The organism is Curtobacterium sp. C2H10 (assembly GCF_025407985.1).
Classification (GTDB): domain Bacteria; phylum Actinomycetota; class Actinomycetes; order Actinomycetales; family Microbacteriaceae; genus Curtobacterium.
Genome location: NZ_JABXGF010000002.1, coordinates 197,295 through 223,272 on the forward strand (window position 1 = coordinate 197,295; position 25,978 = coordinate 223,272).

27 protein-coding genes and 1 pseudogene are annotated in these 25,978 nt (G+C 73.2%); 7 read left to right on the forward strand and 21 right to left on the reverse strand.

Features of this window, described 5'->3' with window-relative positions:
- Nucleotides 1–22 precede the first annotated feature (22 nt).
- Nucleotides 23–994 (forward strand): NAD(P)-dependent oxidoreductase, encoded by a 972-nt coding sequence (locus HWD93_RS02185; protein ID WP_261645898.1) that lies wholly within the window; start codon nucleotides 23–25, stop codon nucleotides 992–994.
- Nucleotides 995–996: 2 nt separating this feature from the next.
- Here HWD93_RS02185 and HWD93_RS02190 read toward each other — a convergent pair whose 3' ends face one another.
- Genes HWD93_RS02190 through HWD93_RS02200 form a run of 3 tightly spaced genes read right to left on the reverse strand, consistent with a single transcriptional unit; the run spans nucleotide 997 to nucleotide 3,259 of the window.
- On the reverse strand, nucleotides 997–2,187 hold the full coding sequence (locus HWD93_RS02190; RefSeq protein WP_261645899.1) for an MFS transporter: 1,191 nt from the start codon (nucleotides 2,185–2,187) through the stop codon (nucleotides 997–999).
- Nucleotides 2,184–2,390: a hypothetical protein gene (locus HWD93_RS02195; protein ID WP_071294192.1), complete on the reverse strand. Its 207-nt coding sequence runs from the start codon at nucleotides 2,388–2,390 to the stop codon at nucleotides 2,184–2,186. Before HWD93_RS02195 ends, HWD93_RS02190 begins: the two co-directional genes overlap by 4 nt.
- Nucleotides 2,387–3,259: a helix-turn-helix domain-containing protein gene (locus tag HWD93_RS02200; protein ID WP_261645900.1), complete on the reverse strand. Its 873-nt coding sequence runs from the start codon at nucleotides 3,257–3,259 to the stop codon at nucleotides 2,387–2,389. Before HWD93_RS02200 ends, HWD93_RS02195 begins: the two co-directional genes overlap by 4 nt.
- 87 nt (nucleotides 3,260–3,346) lie before the next feature.
- Between HWD93_RS02200 and HWD93_RS02205 the strand changes: the two genes are divergently transcribed.
- Nucleotides 3,347–4,231, forward strand: a complete 885-nt coding sequence (locus HWD93_RS02205; RefSeq protein WP_261645901.1) for an aldo/keto reductase — start codon at nucleotides 3,347–3,349, stop codon at nucleotides 4,229–4,231.
- Between the two features lie 78 nt (nucleotides 4,232–4,309).
- On the opposite strand, the gene HWD93_RS02210 is transcribed toward HWD93_RS02205, so the two are convergent.
- Entirely contained in the window at nucleotides 4,310–5,188 is an 879-nt protein-coding gene (locus tag HWD93_RS02210; protein ID WP_070417537.1) for a helix-turn-helix transcriptional regulator, read from the reverse strand.
- Between the two features lie 95 nt (nucleotides 5,189–5,283).
- On the reverse strand, nucleotides 5,284–6,435 hold the full coding sequence (locus HWD93_RS02215; RefSeq protein ID WP_261645902.1) for a PQQ-dependent sugar dehydrogenase: 1,152 nt from the start codon (nucleotides 6,433–6,435) through the stop codon (nucleotides 5,284–5,286).
- A 130-nt stretch (nucleotides 6,436–6,565) separates the two neighbouring features.
- On the opposite strand from HWD93_RS02215, the gene HWD93_RS02220 reads away from it, so the two are divergent.
- Entirely contained in the window at nucleotides 6,566–7,801 is a 1,236-nt protein-coding gene (locus HWD93_RS02220; RefSeq protein ID WP_261645903.1) for a multidrug effflux MFS transporter, read from the forward strand.
- Nucleotides 7,798–8,463, forward strand: a complete 666-nt coding sequence (locus tag HWD93_RS02225) for an SDR family oxidoreductase (protein ID WP_070417539.1) — start codon at nucleotides 7,798–7,800, stop codon at nucleotides 8,461–8,463. The genes HWD93_RS02220 and HWD93_RS02225 overlap by 4 nt, the downstream gene beginning before the upstream one ends.
- A gap of 131 nt (nucleotides 8,464–8,594) precedes the next feature.
- Here the strand turns inward: HWD93_RS02225 and HWD93_RS02230 are convergent, their stop codons facing one another.
- The 5 genes from HWD93_RS02230 to HWD93_RS02250 all read right to left on the reverse strand — a co-directional run bounded on the left by HWD93_RS02230 (nucleotide 8,595) and on the right by HWD93_RS02250 (nucleotide 14,680).
- The gene (locus HWD93_RS02230) at nucleotides 8,595–9,392 is read right to left on the reverse strand and encodes an SGNH/GDSL hydrolase family protein (RefSeq protein WP_261645904.1); all 798 of its coding nucleotides are present in this window, start codon (nucleotides 9,390–9,392) and stop codon (nucleotides 8,595–8,597) included.
- 131 nt (nucleotides 9,393–9,523) lie between these two features.
- On the reverse strand, nucleotides 9,524–12,361 hold the full coding sequence (locus tag HWD93_RS02235; RefSeq protein WP_261645905.1) for an FtsX-like permease family protein: 2,838 nt from the start codon (nucleotides 12,359–12,361) through the stop codon (nucleotides 9,524–9,526).
- The gene (locus tag HWD93_RS02240; RefSeq protein ID WP_071294186.1) at nucleotides 12,358–13,089 is read right to left on the reverse strand and encodes an ABC transporter ATP-binding protein; all 732 of its coding nucleotides are present in this window, start codon (nucleotides 13,087–13,089) and stop codon (nucleotides 12,358–12,360) included. The genes HWD93_RS02235 and HWD93_RS02240 overlap by 4 nt, the downstream gene beginning before the upstream one ends.
- Nucleotides 13,086–13,664 carry a PadR family transcriptional regulator gene (locus tag HWD93_RS02245; protein WP_071294185.1) on the reverse strand — a complete coding sequence of 193 codons (579 nt, stop codon included), beginning with the start codon at nucleotides 13,662–13,664 and terminating at the stop codon, nucleotides 13,086–13,088. The genes HWD93_RS02240 and HWD93_RS02245 overlap by 4 nt, the downstream gene beginning before the upstream one ends.
- A gap of 134 nt (nucleotides 13,665–13,798) precedes the next feature.
- Nucleotides 13,799–14,680 carry an aldo/keto reductase gene (locus HWD93_RS02250; protein WP_070417544.1) on the reverse strand — a complete coding sequence of 294 codons (882 nt, stop codon included), beginning with the start codon at nucleotides 14,678–14,680 and terminating at the stop codon, nucleotides 13,799–13,801.
- Between the two features lie 86 nt (nucleotides 14,681–14,766).
- On the opposite strand from HWD93_RS02250, the gene HWD93_RS02255 reads away from it, so the two are divergent.
- Nucleotides 14,767–15,687, forward strand: a complete 921-nt coding sequence (locus tag HWD93_RS02255) for an endonuclease/exonuclease/phosphatase family protein (protein WP_139219769.1) — start codon at nucleotides 14,767–14,769, stop codon at nucleotides 15,685–15,687.
- Nucleotides 15,688–15,783: 96 nt separating this feature from the next.
- Here HWD93_RS02255 and HWD93_RS02260 read toward each other — a convergent pair whose 3' ends face one another.
- From HWD93_RS02260 to HWD93_RS02275, 4 genes are read right to left on the reverse strand one after another with little or no spacing between them, the layout of a single operon-like run.
- The gene (locus HWD93_RS02260) at nucleotides 15,784–16,365 is read right to left on the reverse strand and encodes a YdeI family protein (RefSeq protein ID WP_261645906.1); all 582 of its coding nucleotides are present in this window, start codon (nucleotides 16,363–16,365) and stop codon (nucleotides 15,784–15,786) included.
- 44 nt (nucleotides 16,366–16,409) lie between these two features.
- Nucleotides 16,410–17,954, reverse strand: coding sequence for an FAD-binding protein (locus HWD93_RS02265; protein WP_261645907.1), 1,545 nt, complete (start codon nucleotides 17,952–17,954; stop codon nucleotides 16,410–16,412).
- Nucleotides 17,951–18,187: a hypothetical protein gene (locus tag HWD93_RS02270; protein WP_071302341.1), complete on the reverse strand. Its 237-nt coding sequence runs from the start codon at nucleotides 18,185–18,187 to the stop codon at nucleotides 17,951–17,953. Before HWD93_RS02270 ends, HWD93_RS02265 begins: the two co-directional genes overlap by 4 nt.
- A complete protein-coding gene (locus HWD93_RS02275; protein ID WP_261645908.1) occupies nucleotides 18,184–18,771 on the reverse strand; it encodes an acyl-CoA thioesterase in 588 nt (195 codons plus the stop codon). The genes HWD93_RS02270 and HWD93_RS02275 overlap by 4 nt, the downstream gene beginning before the upstream one ends.
- 130 nt (nucleotides 18,772–18,901) lie before the next feature.
- Between HWD93_RS02275 and HWD93_RS02280 the strand changes: the two genes are divergently transcribed.
- Entirely contained in the window at nucleotides 18,902–19,888 is a 987-nt protein-coding gene (locus tag HWD93_RS02280; RefSeq protein ID WP_071294180.1) for an aldo/keto reductase, read from the forward strand.
- A gap of 221 nt (nucleotides 19,889–20,109) precedes the next feature.
- Here the strand turns inward: HWD93_RS02280 and uraH are convergent, their stop codons facing one another.
- The 4 genes and pseudogenes from uraH to HWD93_RS02300 all read right to left on the reverse strand — a co-directional run bounded on the left by uraH (nucleotide 20,110) and on the right by HWD93_RS02300 (nucleotide 22,514).
- On the reverse strand, nucleotides 20,110–20,448 hold the full coding sequence (gene uraH, locus HWD93_RS02285; RefSeq protein ID WP_261645918.1) for a hydroxyisourate hydrolase: 339 nt from the start codon (nucleotides 20,446–20,448) through the stop codon (nucleotides 20,110–20,112).
- Nucleotides 20,449–20,907, reverse strand: a pseudogene (gene uraD, locus HWD93_RS02290) (2-oxo-4-hydroxy-4-carboxy-5-ureidoimidazoline decarboxylase); the annotation flags it as partial.
- Between the two features lie 206 nt (nucleotides 20,908–21,113).
- Complete coding sequence (locus HWD93_RS02295; RefSeq protein WP_071302396.1) at nucleotides 21,114–21,596, reverse strand: FBP domain-containing protein; 483 nt, start codon at nucleotides 21,594–21,596, stop codon at nucleotides 21,114–21,116.
- 180 nt (nucleotides 21,597–21,776) lie between these two features.
- A complete protein-coding gene (locus tag HWD93_RS02300) occupies nucleotides 21,777–22,514 on the reverse strand; it encodes a class I SAM-dependent methyltransferase (RefSeq protein WP_261645909.1) in 738 nt (245 codons plus the stop codon).
- A gap of 38 nt (nucleotides 22,515–22,552) precedes the next feature.
- Between HWD93_RS02300 and HWD93_RS02305 the strand changes: the two genes are divergently transcribed.
- Nucleotides 22,553–22,789, forward strand: a complete 237-nt coding sequence (locus tag HWD93_RS02305) for a hypothetical protein (RefSeq protein WP_261645910.1) — start codon at nucleotides 22,553–22,555, stop codon at nucleotides 22,787–22,789.
- 18 nt (nucleotides 22,790–22,807) lie between these two features.
- Here HWD93_RS02305 and HWD93_RS02310 read toward each other — a convergent pair whose 3' ends face one another.
- From HWD93_RS02310 to HWD93_RS02320, 3 genes are all read right to left on the reverse strand, one after another.
- Nucleotides 22,808–23,713: a helix-turn-helix transcriptional regulator gene (locus tag HWD93_RS02310; protein ID WP_070417554.1), complete on the reverse strand. Its 906-nt coding sequence runs from the start codon at nucleotides 23,711–23,713 to the stop codon at nucleotides 22,808–22,810.
- Between the two features lie 163 nt (nucleotides 23,714–23,876).
- Nucleotides 23,877–25,136, reverse strand: coding sequence for a hemolysin family protein (locus HWD93_RS02315; RefSeq protein ID WP_261645911.1), 1,260 nt, complete (start codon nucleotides 25,134–25,136; stop codon nucleotides 23,877–23,879).
- An 83-nt stretch (nucleotides 25,137–25,219) separates the two neighbouring features.
- On the reverse strand, nucleotides 25,220–25,978 hold a 759-nt coding region (locus tag HWD93_RS02320), incomplete at its 5' end, for a M23 family metallopeptidase (RefSeq protein ID WP_261645912.1).

Sequence of the window (25,978 nt, forward strand, 5' to 3'; positions counted from 1 at the left end):
GCGTGCGCCTAGCGTGACCGGCATGCGCATCGTCGTCATCGGAGCCACCGGCCACATCGGCACGTTCCTCGTCCCCCGTCTCGTCCGCGCCGGTCACGACGTCGTGACCGTCACCCGCGGCAGCAGCACCCCGTACGCCGACTCCCCCGAGTGGCAGCAGGTCGAACGGGTCACCGCCGACCGCGAGCAGGAGGACCGCGACGGCACGTTCGGCGACCGGATCGCCGCACTCCGTGCCGACGCCGTCGTCGACCTCGTCTGCTTCACGATGTCGTCGGCCGACGCCCTCGTCACGGCTCTCCGCGGGAGCGGCACCCACCTCGTGCACTGCGGGTCGATCTGGCGTGCCGGGGTCTCGCACGTGCTGCCCGTCACCGAGGAGAACGCGACCGAGCCGTTCGGCGACTACGGCGTGCAGAAGGACGCGATCGCCCGGATGCTCAAGCGTGAAACTGCCGAAGGGGGTTTGGTGACGACCTCGTTGCACCCCGGCCACATCAGCGGACCGGGCTGGATGCCCATCGGTCCGCTCGGCAACCTCGACCCGACGGTGTGGACGAAGCTGTCCGCCGGCGAGCCCGTCGAGGTCCCCGGCCTCGGTGCCGAGACGATGGCGCACGTGCACGCCGACGACGTCGCGCAGGCCTTCCAGCTCGCGGTCGAGCACCGGGACGCCGCGGCCGGCGAGGACTTCTTCGTCACGGCTCCGACGGCGCTCACGGCACGCGGGTACGCGCACCTGGTCGCGTCGTGGTTCGGCCAGGAGGCGCGGCTCGAGCCCGTCTCGTGGGACCGGTTCCGCGAGACCACGGTTCCGGAGCACGCCGGTGCGAGCTGGGAGCACCTGTCGCGCAGCCAGGTGTTCAGCACCGAGAAGCCGCGGCGGCTGCTCGGCTACGAGCCCGCCTGGACGGCCGAGGCGACGGTCCTCGACGCGTTCCGCTGGCTGGTGGAGCACGGCGAGGTGGACGTCGCGGGCCCCCTCGTCGTCTGAGGTCAGGCGCGGGCGGTGACCACCAGCCCGCGGCGGCGGTGGACCGCCCAGACCGTCAGGGCGAACCCGACCAGGACCGCTCCGCCCACGGTGACCGCGGTCCACCCGCCGGCGTTCCAGAGCACCGAGGCGAGTGCCGAGCCGATCGCCCCGCCGATGAAGTTCGCGGTGACGAACGCGGTGTTGAGTCGGCTGCGCGCCGCCGGGTCGATCGCGAAGAGCCGGGTCTGGTTGAGGACGTTCGTCGCCTGCACACCGACGTCCAGCAGGACGACCGCGACGAGGACGACCACGATCGACCGCGCTCCGAGGCCCGCGACCACGAGCGAGACGAGCACGACGGCGATCGCCGCACCGGTCACGGGCACGGACACCCCGCGGTCGTGCAGCCGACCGACCCGCTGCGCGGCGACCGCCCCGGCGAGGCCGGCCAGGCCGACGAGCCCGATCGCGCTCGTGGAGTACCCGAACGGCTCGGCGCTGAGCAGGAACGTCAGCGCGGTCCAGAACATCGTGAAGACGGCGAACATCGCGGAGCTGATGACGAGGGTCACCCGCACGGCCCGGTGCGCGGCGACGGCACGGAACACCGAGGCGATGAGCGTGGGGTACCGCACCCGGTCGCGCCGGTCGAGCTCGGGGATCGCCCGCCGGAGCAGCACGGCGAACAGCAGGGCAGCGACGGCGGCGACCACGTAGATCGCGCGCCAGCCGAACGCGTCCGCGACGAGCCCGCTGACCGTCCGCGACACGAGGATGCCGGTGAGGACCCCGGAGGCGATCGTGCCCACGACCCGCCCGCGGGCCGAGGGATCGGCGAGGTCCCCGGCCAGCGGGATGAGCAGCTGCCCGGCGACGGTGGTGAGGCCGACGAGCGCGAGCGCCACCAGCAGCACGGCGAACGACGGGGCCACGGCGGCGAACAGCAGCGCGACCGCGGACGCGACGAGCACCCCGGGGATCAGGCGTCGTCGGTCGAGCACGTCGCCGAGCGGCACCACGAGCAGGATGCCCAGCGCGTACCCGACCTGGGTGAGCGTGACGAGCAGCCCGGCGACCGCGGCGGACGTCCCGAGCGAGGACGCGATGTCGTCGAGGAGCGGCTGCGCCCAGTAGAGGTTGCCGACGGCCGCGCCCCCGGCGACCGCGAACAGCAGCGTGCGCGCGGGCGTCATCCCCGCACCGGCGGTCACGGACGCCGCCGGAAGAGCTCCGCGAGGTGCCACGGCCCCGGTGCGAGTCGGACGGCCGCCTCGGCGCGGATGCGGTCCTCGCGCGCGCGGTCGCGCGTGAGTTCCTCGATCTCGCGCTCGGCACGCAGGCGGAACCGGACCCGCTCGAGGAACGTCAGCGGCTCCGCGGGCCGGGTGGTCCGGATCGAGTCGGTCTCGCTCATGCGTCCTCCGTCTCCGGGACGGCGGCGACCGTGGTCGCCGCGAGGTTGGCGAGGAGCTGCAGGCGCTCCTCGGACGGCGAGCCGGGCTCCGCGCCGTAGACGATGAGCGTCAGCCCGGTGTCCGTGACGAGCTCCATCGTCTCGTACGTCAGGTCGAGGTCGCCGACCTCGGGGTGGTGCACGTGCTTCGTGCCGGACCGGTGCCGCATCACGTCGTGCGCGGCCCAGCGCTGGCGGAACTCCTCGCTGCGGGTGGAGAGCTCCCCGATGAGGTCCGTCAGCCCGCGGTCGTGCGGGGACCGGGCCGCTTCGGCACGGAGCACGGCGACCATGTCCCCGGTCACGCTGTCCCAGTCGCGCCAGAACTCGCGACCACGGGGGTCGAGGAAGGCAAAGCGCGCGGTGTTCGGGGTACCGGACGGGTCGAGGAAGAGCGGTGCGTAGACCGCACGGGCGAGGGCGTTGCCGGCCAGGAAGTCCGACCGGCCGTTCCGCACCCACGCGGGAGCGGTCATCGAGTCGAGCACCCGCTGCACGTTCGGCCGGACCTTCGACGTCGGGGTCTTCCGACGCGTCGTCGCCGAGGCGTTCTGCGCACGGGCGAGGTCGAACAGGTGCGCGTTCTCGGCGTCGTCGAGCCGGAGCGCCCGGGACAACGATCCGAGGACGCTCTCGGACACCCCGGTGAGGTTCCCCCGCTCGAGGCGGATGTAGTAGTCGACGCTCATGCCCGCGATGAGGGCGAGTTCCTCGCGGCGAAGGCCCTTCACCCGTCGCGCGCCGCCGAAGTCGGGCAGCCCGACCTGCTGCGGCGTGACGCGCTCGCGGCGGGTGCGGAGGAAGTCGCGGACTTCGTCTCTCGTGTCCATGTCCTCCACGGTAGGTCCGATCGACGGGTCGGAGCAGGGGCTGCTGGTACCCGTCAGGTCGGTCCGGGCGGTCGTAGCGTCGTGGACATGGACACACTCACCCTCAACAACGGACTCGAGATCCCCGCGATCGGGTTCGGCGTCTTCCAGAGCGCGCCGGCCGAGACGGTCGACGCCGTGCGCACCGCGCTCGAGACCGGGTACCGCCACATCGACACCGCCGCCGCGTACGGCAACGAGCGCGAGGTCGGCGAGGGCATCCGCGCCTCGGGTGTCGACCGCGACGAGATCGTCGTCGAGACGAAGATCTGGGTCTCCGACTACGGCCTCGACGAGACCCTGCACGCGTTCGACAAGGCGACCGACAAGCTCGGCTTCGACCACGTCGACGTCCTGATCCTGCACCAGCCCGCACCCGACCGCTTCGAGCGGACCATCGCGGCGTACCGGGCGCTCGAGCGGCTGTACGCCGAGGGCCGTGTCGGCGCGATCGGCGTGAGCAACTTCATGCCGCACCACCTCCGGTCGCTCCTCGACGCCACGGACGTGATCCCGGCGCTCAACCAGGTCGAGCTGCACCCGTACTTCACGCAGCCGGACGTGCAGCGCGCCGACGCCGAGCACGGCATCCTCGACCAGGCGTGGTCGCCGATCGGCGGCATCACCTTCTACCCGGGCTGGGGCGACGAGCGGGTCAGCGTGCTCGACGACCCGACGATCCGGGCCATCGGCGAGGCGCACGGGAAGACCCCGGCGCAGGTGATGCTCCGGTGGCACGTGCAGCAGAGCCGCAACGCGATCCCGAAGTCCACGAACCCCGGGCGCATCGCCGAGAACTTCGACGTGTTCGACTTCGTGCTCTCCGACGACGAGCTCGCAGCGCTCGACGCCCTCGACACCGGTCGTCGCGGCGGGCCGGACCCGGACGGGACCGACACGAGCCGCTTCGAACGGGTGATCCCGGAGGCCTGACGCGACCCGGTGGGGCCTGGAGGCGCGGTGCGGGCCGGCACCGTGCCTCCAGTCCCGCAGGCGGTCGCGACCACCGCGTCAGACGCGCTCGCGCGCACGCTCCACGATGCGCTCCGTCGCCGCCCACGAGGCGAGCAGCCGCAGCGCGTCCGCCGTCGGGCTCCCGGGCGTCGCCGGGTAGATCGTCAGCGCGAGCCCCGGGTCCTCGGTGAGCTCGAGCGTCTGGAAGTGCAGCTCGAGCGGACCGACCACCGCGTGCCGGAACGACTTCACCCCCGCGTAGTGCCGGCGGACGTCGTGCGCCGCCCAGAGCGCGCGGAAGTCGTCGCTCCGCATCGAGAGCTCGCCGATCAGCGCCGCGAGCCCGGGGTCGTTCGGCGTCCGCCCGGCCTCGCGCCGGAGGATCGCGACGTTCGTGTGCGCCGCGCGCTGCCAGTCGAGGTAGAAGTTCCGTGCCTGCGGGTCGAGGAAGATGAACCGCGAGAAGTTGCAGGGCCGTGCGCTCGCCGCGACGAGGTCCGAGTGCATCGCCCAGCCGAGCGTGTTCGCGGCGACGATGTCCTGTCGGTTGTTGACGATCATCGCGGGGGCGTCGGCGATGGCGTCGAGCAGGTACTGGAGCTCCGGGCGCACCGCCGCCACCGGTGTGACCGCGGCGGCACGGCGGGGCGTGGCGTTCTGGTGGCGGGCGAGGTCCCGCAGGTGCTCGTGCTCGGCCGGGTCGAGGTGGAGTGCGCCCGCGATGGCGTCGAGCACGCTGTCCGAGACGCCCTGCAGGTTCCCGCGTTCGAGCCGGGTGTAGTAGTCGATGCTCACGCCGGCCAGCCGGGCGACCTCCTCGCGGCGCAGCCCGGTGACGCGGCGGCGGGTGCCGAACGTCTCGACGCCGGCCTGCTCCGGTGTGATGCGGGCGCGGCGGCCGGAGAGGAAGTCGCGGGCTTCGTCGCGGTGGTCCATGCCGGTCACGGTACTTCGGCTGGGCGGGGGCGAGCGAGGTGCTGCCGGAACCCCCGTGCTGGGTCCTCGTGCTGGTCGGGGTCCGTCGCTCGGGCTCAGCTCGTCGCGAGCGGCACCGACACGATCCGGTCGTCGCCGTCCGTCGGGTCGCCACGCCCGTCGGTGTTGTTCGTGACGAACCACAGGGCACCCTCGGGACCCTCGAGCACCGTGCGGATGCGGCCGAAGTCCTCCGCGAAGTACTCGGTCGACGTCGAGGGGGCGTCGGCCGGCACAGCCCTGACGACCTCGCCCTGGAGGTTCGCGATGAACACCGTGTCGTCGATCACCGCCAGGCCGCTCGGTGAGGCGTCGTCGGTGGCCCACTGCTGCACGGGGTCGACGAAGCCCTTGCTCGTGCCGCCGGTGCCCTCGACCTCGGGCCAGCCGTAGTCCCGGCCCTTCTCGATGACGTTGAGCTCGTCCCAGGTGTCCTGCCCGAACTCCGACGCGAACATCGTGCCGTCGGCCGTCCACCCCATGCCCTGCACGTTCCGGTGCCCGAGGCTCCACACCGGGGACCCGGGGAACGGGTTGCCGCCGGGGACCTGGCCGTCCGGGGTCAGCCGCAGGATCTTCCCCGCGAGCGAGTCCCGGTCCTGCGCGTCCGAGCCGGCACCGGCGTCGCCGACGCTCGCGTAGAGCATGCCGTCCGGGCCGAACGCGATCCGTCCGCCGTTGTGGAAGCTGTTCGACGGCAGCCCGTCGATCACGGTCGTGGCGTCCCCGAGCGCGTAGGACCCGGCGCTCCCGGACAGCTCGTAGCGCTGGATGCGGTTGCCGTCGTCGCCCGTCGAGTACACGAACAGGTCGCCCTCGTGCAGCGCGAGTCCGAGCAGACCGCCCTCACCGCCGTGCCGGACGCCCGCGATCGTGCCGACCTCGCGTGTCTTCCCGGCGCCGGTCAGTTCGAGCACCGTCGCCGAGTCCCGCTCGCTGATCAGGGCGTCGCCGCCGTCACCGGTGCGGACCACCGACCACGGGGCCTCCAGTCCGGTGGCGATGTCGGTCGTCTCGCCCCCGGGCTCGAGCTGTCCGGCGGCGCTCGCCGCGGGGGTCGTGGCGCTCGACGAGGGGCTGCTCGTGGCGGTCGCCCGACCCTCGAGCGTGCGGACGTCGTCGTCGGTGCACGCCGCGAGGATGAGGGCCGCGGCGGCGAACGCGCCGAGGGCGGACAGGGTGCGGCGGGTGCGAGCGGTGGTGTGCACGGTGGTCCTCCCGGGTCGTGGGTCGATTGCACACGCGGCGGTCGGGAATCCCCTGGGTGACGGGGGTTGCGGTGGAACCCCTGTCGGCAGGGACTCCCACCAGCGCACCGACCAGCCGTTCGATGGGTCCGTGCCCGCCACCGTGACCCCGCTCGCTCCCCCGACCGCCCGCGCCGTGCCGACGGCCCTCGTCGCCGCCGTCGTGTTCCTCACCGCGGTCGCGCCGCTCGCGACCGACATGTACGTCACCGCGTTCCCGACCGTCGAGGCCGAGTTCCGCACGAGCGCGTCCGCCGTGCAGCTGACCCTCACGACGTTCTTCGCGGGCATGGGCCTCGGGCAGCTCGTCGGCGGACCGTTCTCCGACCAGCGCGGGCGCCGCCTGCCGCTGCTCGCCGGCACGCTGCTCGTCGTCGCGGCCTCGGTCGTGTGCGCGCTCGCTCCGTCGATCGGCGTGCTCACGGCGGCGCGCCTCGTGCAGGGGTTCGCGGGCGGTTGGGTGATGGTGATCGCCCGGTCGGTGGTCGTCGACCTCGCCCACGGCGCCCAGCTCGTCCGCGTCCTCAACGTCGTGATGGGCATCGGCGGGATCGCACCGGTGCTCGGGCCGCTGTTCGGCGCCGCGATCCTGGGGTTCGGTGACTGGCGGACCACGTTCTGGGTCCTCGCCGGCCTCGGGGTGCTCATGTGCGTGACCGCGGCGGTCGTCGTCCCCGAGTCCCTCCCACGGGACCGACGGCACGCCGGTGGCCTGCGCACGTTCCGGCTCGCGGCGCGGCAGGTCCTCGGTGATCGACGGTTCGTCGGCTACGTCGTCACCGCGTGCGCTGCGTTCGTCGGGGTGTTCGCGTACGTCGCGACCTCGCCGTTCGTGCTGCAGACCATGAACGGACTGTCGCCGACGGCGTACGCGATCGACTTCGCGGCGAACGCGGGAGCGATGACGATCGCGTCCCTCGTGGCCGCCCGACTCGCCGGCCGGGTGTCCACGAGACGCATCATCCTCGTCGGGCAGGCCTGCATGGGCGTCGCCGGCGCGGGCATGCTCATCGGCGCGATCTGGTTCGGGATGCCGCTGATCGTGGCCCTGATCGGCTTCTTCGTGCTCATGATCGGCAACGGGCTGGTCGTTACGAACGGTGGGGCCCTCGCATCGTCCGCCGTCCCCGCACATCCCGGGACGAGCTCAGCCGTGCTCGGTCTGGTTCAGTGGACGACGGCCGGCGTGACCGCTCCGATCGCGGGACTCGGCGGCTCGGACACCGCCGTCCCGATGGCCGTCCTCGTCCTCGGTGGCGCGCTCGTGTCGCTCTGGGGACTGCTCGTCCTCGCACGACCCCACACCACCGGAAGGACCACCTCATGACCACCATCGCCATCGTCGGAGCCGGCAAGGGCCTCGGCCTCGCCGTCGCCGAGCGCTTCGCCCGCGAGGGCTTCTCGATCGCCCTGCTCTCCCGCAACCAGGACCGCCTGGACTCCCTCGCCGCCGGCCTCCGGGAGCACGGGTACACCGCCGCCGGCTTCGCCGCGAACGTCCGCGACGGGGACTCCCTCCGTGGCGCCCTCGAGCGTGCGACCGAGCAGCTCGGGCCGATCGAGGTGCTGCAGTACAGCCCGCTGCCCGCCAAGGAGTACATGCGCCCGGTGCTCGAGACCACGGCGGAGGACCTCGTCGGCCCGATCGAGTTCTCGGTCTACGGCTCGGTCAACGCCGTCCGCCAGGTGCTGCCCGGCATGCGCGCGATCGGGCACGGCACGATTCTGTTCGTGAACGGCGGGAGCGCCGTGCGCCCGGGTGCTCGGGTCACCGGCACGTCCGTGGCGTTCGCGGGCGAGAGCGCCTACGCGCAGCTGCTGCACGACGCGGTCCGTGACGAGGACGTCCACGTCGGCCAGCTCATCATCCCGTTCGGCATCGACGACGGGCAGCCCGAGCACTCCGGTGCGTCGATCGCGGACCGCCTCTGGGCGATCCACACCGAGCGCGGTGCGTTCCGGACGTACGCCGAGCCGCTGCCCGAGTGACCGACTGACGGACGGGAGCGCGCCCCGCTCAGCGGCAACGCGAAGCGTTGCGCGGGGCGCGCCGACCGAGCCTGCGAGGGAGGAGCGCGGGCCCGCCCCGCCCCTCCTGTCCGCCCCAGGTCGCGTCTCGATCAGCGCGCGGCTCGCGTGATCGCCGTCGCCATCACGCGCGCGACGACGACGTTCGTCGCCGCGTCGCCGTGGATGCCGTCCGCCGACGCGCCCCGGACCCAGGCCCCGTCCGCCTGCCGGAACCCGGCGAACGGGTCGACGTACGACCAGCCGTGCTCCGCCGCGTCGCGCTCCAGCGCCCGGCTGAGGACGAGCTGTCCCGCGCGGCGGTCGGCGCCCCACTGGCTCCAGGTCCAGTTCGACGGCGGGCCGGAGACGACGAGGACGTGCCGCGCACCGACCTTCCGGACGACGGCGTCCACGTTCGCGATCGTCGTCGCGGTCGGGATCGCCTGGTTCACGTCGTTCGTGCCGAGCTCGACGACGAGGACGTCCGCGTCCGGCACGGGGCCGATCTCGTGGAGGACCTCGTCGGACCGGTACCCGCTGTGCGCGTAGCCGCCGACGGCGTGGAACCGGGTGTCCGGCACGAGGTCGTGGAGCCAGGAGTCCGGCCGTGCCGTGATGGAGTCGCCCGCGTACGCGAAGGTGATCGCGCCGGACCGGTCGCCGGAGCCGAGCGCCCCGGTCACGGCGTCGTCCGGTGTGGCGGCACGGACAGCTGTTCCGCCGGCTGCGGCTCGGGTGTCCGCACGTTCGACCGGCGCGGCCGAGGCGCGACCCACGGACGGTGCGCGCTCGGCTGCGGCGGTGCTCGCCGACACGACGGCCGTGCCGACGACGAGGGATCCGCCGGCGACGAGGCAGGCGGCGGTGACGATGCTCGCGACGAGGGCGAGACGACGGGTGCGGGACACGACATCAGGTATCCCCCGGATCGGCCTGCCGTACCAGTCCCCAGACCTGGGGAACCGCGCCGCTGGCTGTGGGTCTTCGCGGCCGTTCCCAGCCGGCCTCCCCGGTCGGGTCCGGGACCCGCCGCGTCCGGTCACGGTGTGCGCCGCAGCGCCACGCGGTGGCGGCGGCCCGCGAAGACCCACGTCCCCGCGGTGACGAGCAGCGGCAGCCCGAGCCCGAGGAGGGCGAGCACGGGCCAGTCCGCCACGAACGGCAGGTGCGTGGTGCCGGCTGGTCCCGCCGAGAAGCGGAGGGTGAGCGCCCGGATGGGCAGCAGCCCGAGCAGCGTGCCGATCACCGCACCGACGGTCGTCAGGATCGCGGCCTGCCACGCGGACACCCGGCGACGGAGCACGGGTGCCGCACCGACCGCGTCGAGGACCTCGTCGTCGCGTCGGCCGTCCGAGCGGGCCAGCCCGATGGCGACGGCGGTCGCGCCGATCGTCACCGCCGCGGCGAGGGCGAGGACGATCGCCTTGACGATGCCCTGCGCGTCGACCGGACCGGCCTCGTACTGGAAGTACGGGCCGCCCCACCGTTCGCGGTCCGCGCCGCCGAGGCTCTGCCACGCCGAGGTCAGCTCGTCGGACTGTGCCGGGGTCAGGTCCGCGGACTGCTCCGTGACGAGCATGCCGTCCACCGCCGGGACCCGGTACCGCTCGGCGGTCTCGCGGGTCATGAAGACGCCGACCTGGATGCGGGGGGTCTGCACGTCGAGCACCGCGGGGATCGTCGTCGTGGCGTCCGGACGGGTCTTGGTCGTGATCGCGGGGCTGTTCGACGTCTGGTCGCGGAACGCGTCGATCCGGACCTGGCCGTCGTGCGCGTACTCCGGCCACAGGGCGACGGCGCGGCCCGAGGTGAGCGCGTCGCGGACCTCGGCGGACGGACGGTGTCCGGTGAGGACGGCGTAGTCGTCCACCGTGCCGGTCCAGATCTTCGGCGCGGAGGTGTCCTGCGACTCCAGGTAGCGCGAGCACGACGTGGTGTCGTTCGCGCGGCAGTCCGTCCGCCCCCATGAGTGCAGGAGCGAGAGCGTCGACGGCTGGTCGCCGGCGACGTCGGGCGCGACGCCGAGCACACGCACCCGGTCGTGGTCGAGGACACCGGAGACGATCTTCGCCGCCTTCGCCGTGACGGAGGCGTCGTAGCCGCCGTCGCTGCCGTCCTCGTTCGAGAGCCAGACGTCGGCCGTCGCGACGCCGACGGCGGTGCGGTACTCGTAGTCGCGGACGAACTGCGCGTGCTCGGACGCACTCCACGTGATCGCCACCGAGGCCACGAACACGACGCTCATCACGCTCGCGAGCACCGGCACGGTCCGCACCGGGTTGCGCCGGGCGTCGCGGGCGGCGATGCGGGCGGAGAGCCCGAGCCGCGTCGCGGTCCTGGAGACGAGGGCGAGCAGCCACGGCGACGACATCGCGACCCCGAGCTGCATGAGGCACGGGCCGATCGCGACGCCGGCGCCGACGATCCAGGCGAGGTGGTCCTGCTGCACCGGGCGGTCGTTGAGGAGCAGCACGCCCGCACCGCACGCCAGGGTCATCACGGTGCCCGCGACGACGAGCACCGGTGCCCAGATCCGGCGACGGCGCTCGGCGCGCGGGTTCACCGCCGCGGGCCGGAGCGAGCCGCGCAGTGCGGCGAGGACGTTCACCCGCGTGGCCGCACGGGCCGCGACGAGCGCCGACACGAGCCCGGCGAGGACGGCGGCGGCACCGATCGACAGGACCAGGCCGACCGGGACGTGCAGCCCGGGCCACGAGCCCACGTTGCCGTTGTCGGCCAGGTGGAACGCGAGCACGCCGACCCCGGTGCCGAGCGCGACCCCGAGGACGGCGCCGGTGAGCCCGAGCACCAGCCCGGAGCCGGCGACGATCGACCGGACGAAGCGTCGGTCCCCGCCGACGCTCGTGACGATCGCGTACGAGCGGGTGTCCGCCCGGGTCCCGACGAGGAACGCGGCACCGGCGAGCAGGGCCACCTCGAACATCGCGAAGACGCCGAGCAGCGCCATCGCCCCGAGGAACCAGCCGATCGGGCTGCTGAGCCCGGCGCCGTGCAACCGCTCGTCGGGCGGGTCGAGCACGACGGGACGTGACTGCACCGTGATCCCGTGGGCGTTGAGCGCGCGGATCTCCGACCACGTCGGCGCGTCCGAGGCCAGGTACACGGTCACGTCGAACGGCGCCGCGGCCGTGCCGGTCGTCGGCTGCGTGGTGCCCCACGGCACGAAGACGCCCTGCGCACCCGGGTCGGACGCGGCGTCGCGCATGGTGCCCGTGATCGTGAAGCGCTTCGTCACCGGGTCGGTCAGGTCGACCGTGTCGCCGATCGACGCGCCGAGTCGCTCGAGCGTCGCCGGGGTGACCATGAGCTCGTCACGGCTGGTCGGTGCGGCGCCGTCGAGCACGTGCCAGTGCCCGTCGAGGACCCGCGACCAGACCGCTCCCTCGACCGCCTGGATCCCGATCGGTCCCTTCGGCCCGGTCAGCACGATCTGCGCCGAGGTGACCGGGATCGACACGGCACCGGCGGGCACGTGGTCGAGGACGTCAGCGAACCGGGCCTCGCCGTCGGACTCCGCGACCGGGCTGTCCTTCGCGGACTCGGTGTACTGCCACTGCACGGGGTCCTGCCGCATGCCCGGGAGGTCCGGGCCGACGACCTGCATCTGCGCTGCCGCGTGCCCGAGGTCGTACCGCAGGCTCTCCGCCTGGGTCGGCTGCGTCGACTGCACGACGACCGACACCGCGGCGAACCCGGCGGTCGGGATGCCGATGAGGGCGACGATCAGCGCCGCCCGCCCGGCCTTCGCGAACGCCAGCCGGCGGCCCAGCCGGAGCGCCGGTCGCAGCGCGAAGGGCGTGCGGCGGTCACGCCCCGAGCGGGCTCCGGCGTCGGCACGTCGCCGACGCGCGTTCACGAGGCGGTCCGGTCCGTGAGCGCCATCTCGACGCCCGAGTACACGGTCTCGTCCACGACGCGGCCGTCGCGGAGGAACACGATCCGGTCCGCCCAGGCCGCGTGCCGGGCGTCGTGGGTCACGAGCAGCGCGCCCGCCCCGGAGTCGACGTGCCGGCGCAGCATGCGGAGCACGACCTCGCCGGTCTGCGAGTCGAGGGCACCGGTCGGCTCGTCGGCGAGGACCAGCCGGCGCTCGCCGACGACCCCGCGCGCGATCGCGACCCGCTGCTGCTGGCCACCGGACAGGTCGTCCGGGAAGGCGTCGGCGCGGTGCCCGAGCTCGACGTTCTCGAGCGCGAGTTCGGCTGCGCGCCGGGCACGGCTCGCCTTCCAGCCGTCGAGCTCGAGCGGCAGCGCCACGTTCTCGACCGCGGTCAGCGAGGGGATGAGGTTGAAGTCCTGGAACACGAACCCGACGAGACGCCGACGCAGGGCGGCGAGGTCCTTGGCCGGCCGGTCGGACACGAAGTCGCCGTCGATGACGACCTCGCCGCTGGTCGGCGGCAGGAGCGTTCCCGCGCAGGCGAGCAGCGTCGACTTGCCCGAGCCCGAGGTGCCCATCACGGCGACCATCTCGCCGCGGGCGATCCGCAGGTCGATGCCGGCGAGGGCGGTGACGGCCTTCGCGCCGGAGCCGTACTGCACGCTCACGGCGTCGAGCTCGAGGAGCGGGGCGACGGCGTTCACCGGGCGCTCCGCACGGTGGCGTCGGACGACTCGGCAGCGGCCGTCGAGTCGGGTGTCGGGGACGGTCGGTGGCGCGCGACGCTCGACTCCACGTGGTCGAGCCAGCGGACGTCGGCCTCGGCCTGGAAGAGCATCGACTCGAGTACGAGCGACCAGGCCAGGTCGTCCGCCGGGTCCGAGGAGCGCTTCAGCCGGGTCAGGTCCTGCAGGTTCCGCACGGCGGCGGCGCGCTGGACCTGCACGAGGCGCGGCACGTCGACGCCGGGCACCGTCACCGCCAGGGCGAACTTGATCGCGAGCTCGTCACGACCGCGCTTCGGCGGGACCGGCTCGCTGAACCAGCGTGCGACCTCCTCGTGACCCGCGTCGGTCGCCGTGTAGACGACGTGTCCGTCGTCGTCGGCGTCACCGCGGGCCACGAGGCCGTCGCGTTCCAGGCGGTCGAGCGTCGTGTAGACCTGGCCGATGTTCAGCGGCCAGCTGCCCCCGGTCCGGTGCTCGAACTCCCCCCGGAGCTGGTACCCGTAGCCGGGCCCGGCCACCAGCAGCGCGAGTACGCCCATCCGTACGCTCATGACGTCTTCCCCCTCGTTCCGTCCGCCTTGGACATACCGAGTATGCACATACCGCGTATGTGAGCGCAACCCCGTGACGGACTGGAGGCGCGGTGCCAGCTGGCACCGCGCCTCCAGTCCGTCACCGTGTCGCGTCAGTGACCCAGCTTCGACAGCTCCTCGAACTCGTCGTCGGTCAGCTCGACCGTCGCGCCCGCGAGGTTGTCCTCGAGATGGGCGACGCTCGACGTGCCGGGGATCGGCAGCACCACGGGCGAGCGCTTGAGCAGCCAGGCCAGGGCGAGCTGGGCCGGGGTGGCGCCCTTGCGCTCGGCGATCTCGGTCAGCGGGGAGTCGCTGCCGGTGAGACCGCCGGTCGCGAGCGGGAACCACGGGATGAAGCCGATGCCCTGCTCGGTCGACCAGTCGAGGAGTTCCTCGGCGTCGCGCTTCTGCAGGTTGTACAGGTTCTGGACGGAGACGATCGTGGCGATCTCCTGCGCAGCCTTCACCTCGTCGACCGACACCTCGGACAGGCCGATGTGGCGGATCTTGCCCTCGTCCTGCAGCTTCTTCAGCTCGCCCACCTGGTCCTCGAGCGGGACCTTCGGGTCGATGCGGTGGAGCTGGAACAGGTCGATGCGCTCGAGGCCGAGGCGGCGGAGGCTCATCTCGGCCTCCTGGCGTAGGTACTCCGGGCGGCCGACCGGCGGCCACTCGTTCGGCCCTGTGCGGGTGAGGCCGGCCTTCGTCGCGATGACGATGTCGTCGCCGTAGGGGTGCAGCGCCTCGCGGAGCAGGTCCTCGGCGACGTAGGGGCCGTAGGAGTCGGCGGTGTCGAAGAAGTCCACGCCGAGCTCGACGGCGCGCTTGAGGACACGGATCGCCTCGTCGTGGTCCTTCGGGGGTCCCCAGACGCCGGGGCCGGTGAGCTGCATGGTGCCGTAGCCGAGGCGGTGGACCTCGAGGTCACCACCGATGCGGAAGGTGCCGGAGGCGGCGGCCGGACGGTTCGTGGTGTCGGTGCCAGTGGTCATGTCCCCGGTCTACGCCTGCTTCGTTGCAGGTCTGGTGAACCGCTGTCCCCCGGGATCTGTCAGAAGCGGTTCCTATGCTGCTCGGCGTGCCCCTCCGCTCCCGCAGACGGAGTCCCGGCCGCTCGTTCGTCATCGGTGTCGTCGGGATCGCGTTGCTCGCCGGGATCGTCGTCCTCCTCGTCCCCGCCGTCCTGGGCGTCCTCGGGAGCTCGGGGTCCGTGATCGGCTCGCTGCTGCCGTGGCTCGCGCTCCTGCTCGTCCCCGTCGCCGGTGCGGCACTCGGCACCCGGTCGAAGCGGCTCGCCGTGCTGTCCCTCGCCTTCGCCGCCGCGTGGGCCGTCGCGGTCCTGCCCGGCGTGCTCGCTCCCGGCACCTCGGGGTCGCCGCAGTTGACGGTCGTCACCGAGAACATCGAGGCCGCCAACCCCGACCCGGCCGCCACCGCGAGGTCGATCGCGGCACGCGACCCGGACGTCATCGCGCTCGAGGAGCTCACCCAGACCTCGGGTACGGCGGTCGCGGGCGTCCTCGACGAGCGGTACCCGCACCACTACCGGGTCGGGTCGATCGGGGTGTGGAGCCGGACGACCCTGCGCGACGGCGAACCCCTGACGCTCGGCCTGGGCTGGGCCCGGGCGCTCCGGGTGACGGTGGACACCGGGGTCGGCGACGTCCGGTTGTACGTCGTGCACATGGACTCACTGCGACTGGGTGGCGAGGACGGTCGGCCGCGGATGCTGGCGTCGCTCACCGAGGCGGTCCGCGACGACGAGTCGGAGCGGCTCGTCGTCGCCGGGGACTTCAACGGCGGTGCGGCCGACCCGGAGATGCTCCCGCTGACCCGGATGCTCGACGAGGGCGGCGGGTTCGGGGCGACCTGGCCGGCGCAGTTGCCCGTCGTGCGGATCGACCACGTGTTCACCCGGGGGCTCGGGGCGACGTCGACCGAGGTCCTGCCCGCGAACGGCAGCGACCACCGGGGCGTGCTCGTGGGCCTGCGGCGCTGACGCCGGGCGCGGGCGCGGCCGCGTCGAACCACGTTTCCGACGTCGATCCAGCCCGCGCGCCTGGTTCGACGTCGTCTTCGTGGTTCGACGCGGCCGTCAGGGCTTCCGCGGGTACGGGGTCTCGCCCCGCTCGAGCCCGCCGACGAGCTTCGCGAGCCGGTTCGCCCGCGCCGTCGCACTCGGCGCGGTCGTGATCCGGTGGAGCACGGCGTACCGGTTCGTGGCGTCGAGTTCGGCGAACAGCGCTGCGGCCGCGGGAGCGGCGTCGAGCGCTGCGTGCAGGTCGTCGGGCACGGTGGCCGTCGCGGCACCGGCGTAGGCGCGGTCCCACCGGCCGTCGCCCTTCGCACGTTCGACCTCGGCCCGGCCCCGGTCGCGCATGCGCCCCGCGGACTCGAGGGTGCCGACGAGTCCGATGTTCCGCTGCGACCAGATCGACGCCTTGCGCCGCGGGGTGAACCGCTGGCGGAAGGTCGCGGTGTCCCGCCCGCGCTTCTGGCCGTCGATCCACCCGGAGCAGAGCGCTTCGTCGAGCGCCTGGTCGTAGGTCAGCGTCGTCGGCTCCGTGGTGCCCTTCTTCGCGAGGACGAGCCACACGCCGTCGGGGTCGTCCTCGTGCGCGTCGAGCCAGGCGCGCCAGGCAGCGGCGTCGGGGAGTACCAGGTCGTCCGCGTCCATGCGGTCATCGTAGGGCGGCCCACCGGCGTCCGGAGGGCCACCGCTCACACCCAGTTCGGCTGCGCCAGCACCCCGTCCGGGTCCACCTGCTCGGCGATCCGGTGCAGCCGCGAGGTGTTCACGTCGAAGTAGTCCGCCGGGTCCGTGATCGCCGCGTCACAGTAGTTCGCGTACGCCGCGTCACCCCACGCCGGCCGCATCGCCTTCCGGAACCCCCGGACGTAGGCGTCGAAGGGTGCCGGGTCCGATCCGTCCGCGAACACAGCGGTGTACTGCACGGTCATGAGCGCCGACCGCCACGGGAACGCGGTGTCGGTCCGTCCGACGTCGGAGACGACACCGCCGAGGGCGTCGAGCGCGACCCCGCCCTCGAGGTTCCCCGCCACGTCGCCGGCCGCCTCGGCGTGGGCGACGAGCACGTCGATCTGGTCGTCGGACAGTTTCACCGATCCGATCGAGGACGTCGCCGCCTCGGACACCCGCTGCGGCTTCCCCGCCAGCGCGGACATCGCGGCACCGTAGGTGAGCTGTCGCGCGGTGTGGGCGAGCGGCTTCGCTCCGGTGGCGGCGATGAAACCGTCGACGGTGGTGTCAGCGCCGGTCTTCGAACCCGTCCACACACCCGTCACAGTGACCGTCGGGGCGGTGTGCCGGCTCCCGTTCAGCAGCTTGAGCGTCGACCACAGCTCCGGGTCGGCGGTGGGCGCCCAGTCCTGCCAGGCGCGCACGACCGCCGCGGCGGCCGACCACGCGAAGGTGATCGAGAAGAGCAGGACGCCGGGCGCGGCCTGAGTCCGGTACGTCAGTGCCGTCACGACGCCGACGGTCCCACCGCCCCCGCCGCGACAGGCCCAGAACAGGTCGGGCTCGGCGGTCGCGGAGACCTCGTGCACGGTGCCGTCCGGCGTGACGACGGTCGCACCGGTGAGCTGGTCGCACGTCAGACCGAAGGAGCGGACGAGCACACCGACCCCGCCGCCGAGCGTCAGGCCGCCGATCCCGACCGTGGGGCAGGACCCGGCGCCGATCGCCCGTCCGGCGGCGGCGAGCGTGGCGTAGACGTCGCCGAGCTGGGCTCCGGGACCGATCGTCACGGTGCCGTCGTCGTGCACGTCGATGCCGTCGAGGTCCTGCGTGCTGATCACCAGCGACCGCGGGACGTCGGTGCCGCTCGCGCCGCCCGCCGACCAGCCCGTGTACGAGTGCCCGCCGGAACGGAGCGCCACCGGCGTGTTCGTGTTCCGGGCGAAGGCCAGCCCGGCCTGGACGTCCGCGGTGCCGGCCGCGCGCAGGATGCCCTGCGGGTCGGCGTCGTCGTACCGGGGGTTCTCGACGAGCCGGGCGCTGTTCCACCCGTTCGACCCCGAGCGCAGCAGCCGTCCGGAGACCGCGGCGGCGAGGGCGTCCCACGAGTCGGGGCCGCCCGGCGTCGGTGACGCGGTCGGGGTCCCCGTGGGGCCGGGCGTCCTCGTGGCCGACGGGGACCGGGACGGGGACGGCGCCGGTCGGCTGCACGCGGCGAGCACCCCGGCGATCCCGAGTCCGACTCCCCCGGCGAGCACCGCACGCCTGGTGGCGGGACGGGTCACGGTCCGGAGACCCCGCCGCCGGCGCCGGTGATGCCCGGGTGCGCGGCCTTCGACAGCCCCTCGGTCACCGAGTGCGCTGCCTCGGCGTCCGCTCTCGCCTGTGCCCCGAGCCGCGGGTCGGCCGGTCCGAGGTGCGCGAGGCGCTTCGCTCGTCGGTGGTTCTGCACCTCGAGCACGGTGATGACGGCGGCGATCAGCACCGCGACGCCGATCACGATCCACACGATGGTCATGACGTCCCCTCTCGTCCCGGGGTCTCGGACCCCGTGCCCGCGAGCGTACCCGAGCTGCTGATCCGGGTGGCCCCGGCCCACTCGTGCACCCACTCCGGCACCGACAGGTCCCGGTCGGTCGCGCCCGCGGCCTCGAGCAGTTCCGACGGGGACACCGTCCCGCCGGTGCGCAGCAGGAACCGTGCCTGCACCACGGCCCGTGCCACCACGGTCCCGCGGCGGACGAACGTCTGCTCCAGGTAGGCCGCGCGGTCGTCCATCCCGAGCACGTGGGTCACGAGTTCGAACCGCTGGCCGAGCGTCAACGACCGCTTGTACGTGATCGTCTGCGCCGACACGACCGGGTACCAGCCGCGCTCGGCGATCGCACCCCAGAACCCCGAGCGCAGCATGAGGTCGAGCCGCCCGAGGTCGAGCATCGACAGGTACTTCCCGTTGTTCACGTGCCGCAGCGGGTCGAGGTCGGTCAGGGTCACCCGGAACGGCGTACGGACCTCGTCCCAGAGCGTCGGTCGCCGTCCGCCGATCGCGGGGCGGAGCCGGACGCGCAACTGGAGCAGGAACAGCCGGAAGTACAGGTTCACGCCACGATCACACCAGGGTCGGGCCACGAACGCGCGGAACCTTGGAGGAACCGCACGAACCGGCATTCCCGGCTGACGGGTCCGGTCAGTGCCTCCCTCCAACCGAGGGACCCGGAGTAGACCTGCACCCATGCAGACACGCAAGCTCGCAGACCTCGAGGTCGGCCCCGTCGGCCTCGGCACCATGGGCATGAGCGCCTTCTACACGGGCGCCGGCACCGACGACGACGAGTCGATCCGCACCATCCACCGCGCGATCGACCTCGGCGTCACCCTGTTCGACACCGCCGAGGCGTACGGCCCCTACACGAACGAGGACCTGCTCCGCCGGGCCCTCGGAGACCGCCGCGACGACGTCGTCATCGCGACGAAGTTCGGCCTCATCACGCACACCGCCGGCGAGGAGACGCCCGCCACGGGCCGCGGCATCAGCTCCGCACCGGAGTCCGTGCGCGAGGCGCTCGAGGGCTCGCTCCGCCGCCTCGGCACCGACCACATCGACCTGTACTACCAGCACCGCGTCGACCCGGCCGTCCCGATCGAGGACGTCATCGGTCAGCTCGCCGGCTTCGTGCAGGAGGGCAAGATCCGTCACATCGGGCTCTCCGAGGCGAGCGCCGCGACGATCCGGAAGGCCCACGCGGTCCACCCGATCACGGCCCTCCAGAGCGAGTACTCGCTGTGGACCCGGGACCCCGAGGGCGACGTGCTCGACACCCTCCGCGAGCTCGGCATCGGCCTCGTGCCGTACTCGCCGCTCGGCCGCGGGTTCCTGACGGGAGCGATCACGAAGCCGTCCGACCTGGACGCCGACGACTTCCGCCTGGCGAACCCGCGCTTCCAGGAGGAGGCCTTCGCCGAGAACATGCGCATCGTCGACGCCGTCAAGGAGATCGCGACCGAGGCCGGCGGGACCCCGGCTCAGGTGGCGCTGGCGTGGCTGCTCGCGCAGGGCGACGACGTCGTGCCGATCCCCGGCACGAAGCGGGTCTCGCGACTCGAGGAGAACGTCGGCGCAGCCGACCTCACCCTGACCGCGGACCAGATCGCGCGCCTGTCGGCGCTGCCGGTGCCGACGGGTGACCGCTACCCCGACATGTCGACCATCGGTCGGTAGACGCGACCGGATGACGGCCTGGAGGCGCGGTGCCGGCTGGCACCGCGCCTCCAGGCCGTCTCGGCGTGCGTTCCGGGCGTCGGTCCGGTGACGGACGCGACCCACGCCCGTCATCCCGGCTCCGCGAGCGGGCGGAACATGCGCCGTTCGCCATGGGAGCCGTGCACATTTCGCCCGCTCACGCGCTGCGGGGTCGGACACATGCCCCGCGCGGCATGGGATCAGCTGCCTCGGTAGGTGCTGTAGGCGAACGGGCTGAGCAGGAGCGGCACGTGGAGGTGCTCGGTCCCGTCCACGGTGAAGGCCACGACGACGAACGGGTGGAACGACGGCACCCCGGCGGCGCGGTGGTACGCGCCGGTGTCGAAGCGCAGCTGGAGGTCGCCTCGCGGCAGGACGTCCGGCCCGAGGGCAGCGCGTCCGTCGGTGTCGGTGGTGCCGGTCGCGAGGACGTCGCCGTCGACGGTGCTCAGCACGAGGCCCACCCCCGCGGCGGGTGTGCCCCGGGTCGCGTCGAGGACGTGCGTGGTCAGCTGGGCGACGGCGAAGGTCGCGCGGATGCGGTGCAGCGCGATGTCCGCGAGGGCACCGGCGGCCTCGGCGACCTCCACGTCGGGATCGTTGCCGAGCCGCCGTCGGAGCTCGGCGAGGAGCTCCTCGGGCGTCCGGCCGGCCGCGCGCACGAGGAACACCCGGCCGAACCGCCGCTCGTACTCGGCGTTCCCCGTGGCGATCGCCCCGGCGACGTCGTCGTCCGCGGTGCGCATGGCCGACTGCTCCCGGGCTGACGAGGCATCGCTGCCCCGCTCACCGATCCGCGGGTGCTGCGCGAGGGCGGCGTCGAGCTCGGCGGCGCCCCACCCCCGGGCCTCGGCGGCGGCACGCGCCAGGAGCGCTGCGACGGAGCCGTACGGTCGTCCGGCAGCGAGTGCGTCGGCCCACGCCGGGACGGCCGCCCACCCGGTGGCCGTGGCGACCGCGTCGGAGACGGTCGCGTCGTCGAGATCGCCGATGTCCATGCCGCCACGCTACGGAACGCCCGTTTCACGGGGGTTACGCCGTGGTTTCCCACGCGACGTGGCCGACGGTCCCGGAACGGTCGCCGCTGCGGGACGGGAGGCGCGGGTCGGGCCCGCACCGCGCCTCCCGTCCCGCAGGTGCGCACCTCGACGACGTCTGCGCGCGCTGCACGCCGCGCACTCGTCGTCCGCGTGCGCAGTCGCGACTAGACCTCCGCGGCGAAGGACGCCGCGCGGAGCTGCAGGTCCTCGATCCGCTGCAGCCGTGCAGCCTCGACGTCGTAGCCCTCGTAGGCGAGCGGCGGCGTCCGCCGGACGTTGCGCGAGCACTGGAAGTCCTGGCAGACGAGCGTGCCGACCGTGTTGCCGTTGCGACCCGCCTTGCCGGACCGCTTCGCGCTGTAGAACACGACGTCGTTGGGGAGCTTCACGTCCTGGCACCACGAGCACTGCGCCCGGGCACGGGGCGAGGCCTCGGCCTGCCGGAAGAGGATGCCGACGAGGTCGCCCTCGAGGGTCGGCACGACGGCGTACGCGCGCCGGGCGAGCTTCGGGTCGCGCCAGCCGAGGTAGTCGAGTGCGTCCCAGTCGACGGTCTCGAGGTCGGCGGGCAGCGTGAGGTCGCCGGTCTCCTTGCGGGAGGCGTTGACGAAGGACGTGCGGATGGTCTTCTCGCTGATGGGCAGCATGGTGGTTCGCTCTCGGACGGGCCCGGGGCACGCGGACGCATGCCGCACCGGGCGGAGGGTTCAGGGTTCGATGACGGCGGCCGCACCGAACGGTGCGACCGGGGGCATCACGCCCTGATGTCGGCGAAACGGGCGCCGACCACCTCCTGGAAGCTCACCCGACCAGCCTACGTCGACGTGTCAAGCCGGGTGCGGCTGGGCGGTGAGGAGGACGAGCGAGCCCTCGAACGTCGGCTGCGTGCGGAGCGCGCCGTGGGCTCGGTCCCACTCGCCGGACTCGAGGGCCGTCCGGAGCGCGGCGACGGATCGCCGCGCGGCCATCTCGTCGACGGAGCTCCACGCCGCGTCCGCCCGTCGTGCGCCCGGGTCGAGGAGGCGTTCCGGCCGCGCGTAGTACGCCTCGGAGAACCCGTCGACGCACGTGAACGGGATCGGCAGACGCGTGGTCGTCACCGCGTCGTCGGCGAGGGCGGCCGCGATCCGGGCGAGCGCGGGATACCGCCGGGCCTCGGTCGCCATGACCTCGGGGGCGTACTCGGCGAGCCAGAAGTCCTCGACACGGTCGGGGTCGCACGTCAGGATCACGATCGGACCCCGGGTCACCCGGCGCAGCTCGGCCAGCCCACGCCCGAGGTCGCCCCACTCGTCCACGGAGAAGGTCGTCATCGCGGCGTCGAACGTGTCGTCGGCGAACGGCAGGTCCTCGGCGGTGGCGTCGACCGCGGTCACCTCGCGGTCGGTGGGCTCGTAGGACCCGGCGCCGGCGCCGGCGCCCACGTCGAGGACCGTCCGGGCGTCGCCGAGGGCCTTCGCGATCGCCCGGGCGAAGGACGGCTCCGGCCGACGGTACTTGCGGTGGTCCTGACCGATGCGGGCGGAGTCGGCGTCCCCCGCTGAACCGTCCGTCGTCCTCGTCACGGCCCCAGCCTACGGACCGGGCCTGTTACGGTCGGGCCATGGTATCCGGGGGATACGCCGTCGTCAGTGTCCTGTACATCGCGTTCGTCGTGGCGCTCGCCGTGCTGACGGTCGCGCTCATCGTGCTCGTGTTCGCCGCGATCCGCGTGCTGCGGCTGTCCGCGACGGAGCGGCAGCTGCGCATCGAGCGGCTGCGGTACGACGCCGCCGTCGACGGCATCGACGACCACGGTGCCGGCCCGGACGAGACAGGTCCCGCGACCCCGACCGCCTGACCGTCGACGCGCGGGGGGTCAGTCGACCGACTCGGTCTCCGACTCGCGCAGCGCCGCGTAGTGCTCGGCACGCTCGGTCGCAGCCCACGACCCGAGGAGCGCCAGGGACCGCTCGGACTCGCTGCCGGGTTCGGCCGAGTACGAGAACATCACCAGGCCCGGGTCCGCGACGAGTTCCAGCGCCTCGTAGTCGAGCCGGAGCTCACCGACGATCGGGTGCACGAGCCGCTTCTTGCCGGTGCGGTGCATCCGGACGTCGTGGGCGGCCCACCACGTGCGGAACTCCTCGCTCCGGGTCGACAGCTCGCCGACGAGGGTCACGAGTCCGGGCTCGCACGGGTTCGAGACCGCGGCCGCACGGAGGATCGCCACCGCGTCCCGAGCGGTCTGCGCCCAGTCCGCGAAGAACTCCTTCGCCGCGGGGTCGAGGAACGTGAAGCGCGCGGTGTTCACCGGGCGGCCGGGGCCCGCGAACATCGGCGCGTACAGCGCGCGGCCGAGCTCGTTCGTCGCGACCACGTCACCGCGCTCGTTCCGCACCCAGGCGGGCGCTCCCGTGATCGAGTCGAGCAGCCGCTGCACACCGGGGCGCACGCGGGTCGGGACGTTGCGGTGCATGACCTTCACGCCGGCGTTCGCCAGGCGGGCGAGGTCCCACAGGTGCACGCGCTCGTCCTCGTCGAGCTGCAGCGCACCGGCGAGCCCCTCGAGCACGCTGTCCGAGACGCCCTTGAGCGAGCCCCGCTCGAGCCGCGTGTAGTAGTCGACGCTGACGCCGGCGAGCATGGCGACCTCGTGCCGACGCAGCCCCGGCACCCGTCGGACACCACCGCCGAACGACGGCATGCCGACCTGCTCGGGAGTGAGCCGCGCCCGCCTCGAGGACAGGAAGTCGCGGATCTCGTTGCGCACGTCGATACCCATGCGACGAGCGTACGTCCCGTGGCTGGTACCGCGGCAGGCCCTGCCCGTACCCGGGACGGACGGACGGGAGGCGTGGGGCGGGTCCGCACCGTCCTCCCTCGCAGGCTCGGTCGGCGCGCCCCGCGCAACGCTCCGCGTTGCCGCCGAGCGGGGCGCGCCCGCGTCAGGCGGTGACGTCGGCCGTGATGCGGACGCGCGCCACGCGGTGACCGTCCATGGCGGTCACCTCGAGCCGGTGGCCGCCGACCTCGACGACGTCCCCGACCTCGGGCACGCGGTCCAGCGCCACCTGCACCAGGCCGCCCACCGTCTCGTAGTCGCCGTCGGGGAGGGCCGGGCCGCCGTCGGCCACGAGGTCCTCGAGCACGGTCGCCCCGTCGACGCCGTCGTGCTCGGCCGCGGGCTCGTCGTACTCGTCGCGGATGCGTCCGACGAGGTCCTCGAGCAGCGCCTCGAGCGTCACCATGCCCGCGCTGCCGCCGTACTCGTCGACGACCAGGGCGATCTGGTGTCCCTCGGTGCGCATGTCCGCGATCGCACTCGACAGCGACTTCGTCTCGGGCAGCGCGAGCACTGGACGCACGAGGGTCGACACCGGTGCGGTGGGGTCCTCCGGGCGCAGCAGGTCCCGCAGGTGGACGAACCCGTCGACGTGGTCCCGCGTGCCGTCGGTGACGAGGTACCGGGTGTGCCCGAGGTCGATGGCGTGGTCGGTGGCCGCGGCGATCGAGGTGCCCGCGTCGATCGTGGACACGTCGTACCAGGGCCGCATCGACTCGCGGAGGATCCGGTCGCCCGCGTCGAGGGCGCTCCGGGCGATCCGGCGTCCCTGGGCGTCGATGGCGTCGTGGTCCTCGACGAGACCGCGGAGCTCCTCGGTGCTCATCGACTCGCTCCGGGCGTTCGGGTCCCCGCCGAGCAGCCGCACGACGGTGTCGGTCGACTTCGAGAGCAGCCAGATCACCGGGCGCATGAGCGTGGCGAACCGGTCGAGCGTCGGGGCCACGGCCATCGAGAAGCCCTCGGCCCGCTGCAGGGCGAGCCGCTTCGGCACGAGCTCGCCGAAGACCAGCGAGAGGTAGGCGATCACGAGGGTCATCAGCACCAGTGCCACCGTCTCGGCAGCACCCTGCTCGAGCCCGAGGCCCGTGAACAGCGGTGCGACGTCCGGAGCGATCGACGATGCGCCGTACGCGGCCGAGAAGAACCCGGCGACGGTCACGCCGATCTGCACGGCGGAGAGGAAGCGGTTCGGGTCGCGGCCGAGCTCGGCGACCCGCATCCCCCGGGACCCGCGGCGCTCGAGCTGCTGCAGCTGGGATTCACGGAGGGAGACGAGGGCGATCTCGGCTGCGGCGAACACGCCACCGACGAGCACGAAGAGGACCACGAGCCCGAAGGCGATCCAGGTGTCGGGTCCCATCAGCGGGTTGCCGGCTCAGATCGGCGACGGGCGGGCGGTCTGTGACAATCGTCCATGCCTGTGAGCATGCACAGGGAACCTGATCAGGCGGTGAGGGAACGCCCGATGCGCGCTTCGAGCCAGGCTTCCGGGTCGATCGGGGTCTCGCCGTCCATCAGGACCTCGAGGTGGAGGTGCGCCCCGGTCGAGACCCCGGAGGAGCCGACCTTGCCGATGAACTGCCCGGCCTCGACGGTGTCGCCGACCTTCAGTGGCGAGGAGCCGGGGATCATGTGGCCGTAGAGCGTCGAGACCTCGCGCCCGTCGATCACGTGGTCGATGATCACCGCGGTGCCGTACGAGAAGTACGTGCCGGAGACCCGGACGGTCCCCGCGGCCACGGCACCGATCGGCGCGCCCATGCCCGGGTTGAAGTCGAGGCCCTGGTGGAGCGACGAGCAGGCGCCGCACGGAGCCGAGCGGTAGCCGAAGCCCGAGCTCATCCGTACCGGCCCGGGGAACGGCGACCGGACCTCGCCGCCGTAGGACACCGACGTGCCCGGGGCCCCGGCCGAACCGCCGCCGACCGTGAAGCCGTCGCGGTCGAGGGCGGAGGCGGAGATCGCCTGCGTCACGGCGTAGTCCTGCGTGCGGACGGAGGGTGCGAGGGTCGCGGTCGCGATCGAGGTGCCGGCGCTGGCGTGCGCGGGCATCGCGGACGCGGCGAACATCGCGAGGGCGGCGAGGGCGCTCGTGAGCGTCACGCGGCTGGCGCGGCGGGATCTGGAGGCGCGGGTCGCCCGGGCGACGGCGGGCACGCTGGGTGCGGGGCGACGGACGACGCGCTGGATGCGGGCGTCGAC

Coding starts and splice junctions, on each gene's coding strand:
- HWD93_RS02185 (WP_261645898.1), top strand. CDS start 23: ATGCGCATCGTCGTCATCGGAGCCACCGGCCACATCGGCACGTTCCTC.
- HWD93_RS02195 (WP_071294192.1), bottom strand. CDS start 2,390: ATGAGCGAGACCGACTCGATCCGGACCACCCGGCCCGCGGAGCCGCTG.
- HWD93_RS02200 (WP_261645900.1), bottom strand. CDS start 3,259: ATGGACACGAGAGACGAAGTCCGCGACTTCCTCCGCACCCGCCGCGAG.
- HWD93_RS02205 (WP_261645901.1), top strand. CDS start 3,347: ATGGACACACTCACCCTCAACAACGGACTCGAGATCCCCGCGATCGGG.
- HWD93_RS02210 (WP_070417537.1), bottom strand. CDS start 5,188: ATGGACCACCGCGACGAAGCCCGCGACTTCCTCTCCGGCCGCCGCGCC.
- HWD93_RS02225 (WP_070417539.1), top strand. CDS start 7,798: ATGACCACCATCGCCATCGTCGGAGCCGGCAAGGGCCTCGGCCTCGCC.
- HWD93_RS02245 (WP_071294185.1), bottom strand. CDS start 13,664: ATGAGCGTACGGATGGGCGTACTCGCGCTGCTGGTGGCCGGGCCCGGC.
- HWD93_RS02250 (WP_070417544.1), bottom strand. CDS start 14,680: ATGACCACTGGCACCGACACCACGAACCGTCCGGCCGCCGCCTCCGGC.
- HWD93_RS02260 (WP_261645906.1), bottom strand. CDS start 16,365: ATGGACGCGGACGACCTGGTACTCCCCGACGCCGCTGCCTGGCGCGCC.
- HWD93_RS02270 (WP_071302341.1), bottom strand. CDS start 18,187: ATGACCATCGTGTGGATCGTGATCGGCGTCGCGGTGCTGATCGCCGCC.
- HWD93_RS02280 (WP_071294180.1), top strand. CDS start 18,902: ATGCAGACACGCAAGCTCGCAGACCTCGAGGTCGGCCCCGTCGGCCTC.
- HWD93_RS02295 (WP_071302396.1), bottom strand. CDS start 21,596: ATGCTGCCCATCAGCGAGAAGACCATCCGCACGTCCTTCGTCAACGCC.
- HWD93_RS02305 (WP_261645910.1), top strand. CDS start 22,553: ATGGTATCCGGGGGATACGCCGTCGTCAGTGTCCTGTACATCGCGTTC.
- HWD93_RS02310 (WP_070417554.1), bottom strand. CDS start 23,713: ATGGGTATCGACGTGCGCAACGAGATCCGCGACTTCCTGTCCTCGAGG.
- HWD93_RS02315 (WP_261645911.1), bottom strand. CDS start 25,136: ATGGGACCCGACACCTGGATCGCCTTCGGGCTCGTGGTCCTCTTCGTG.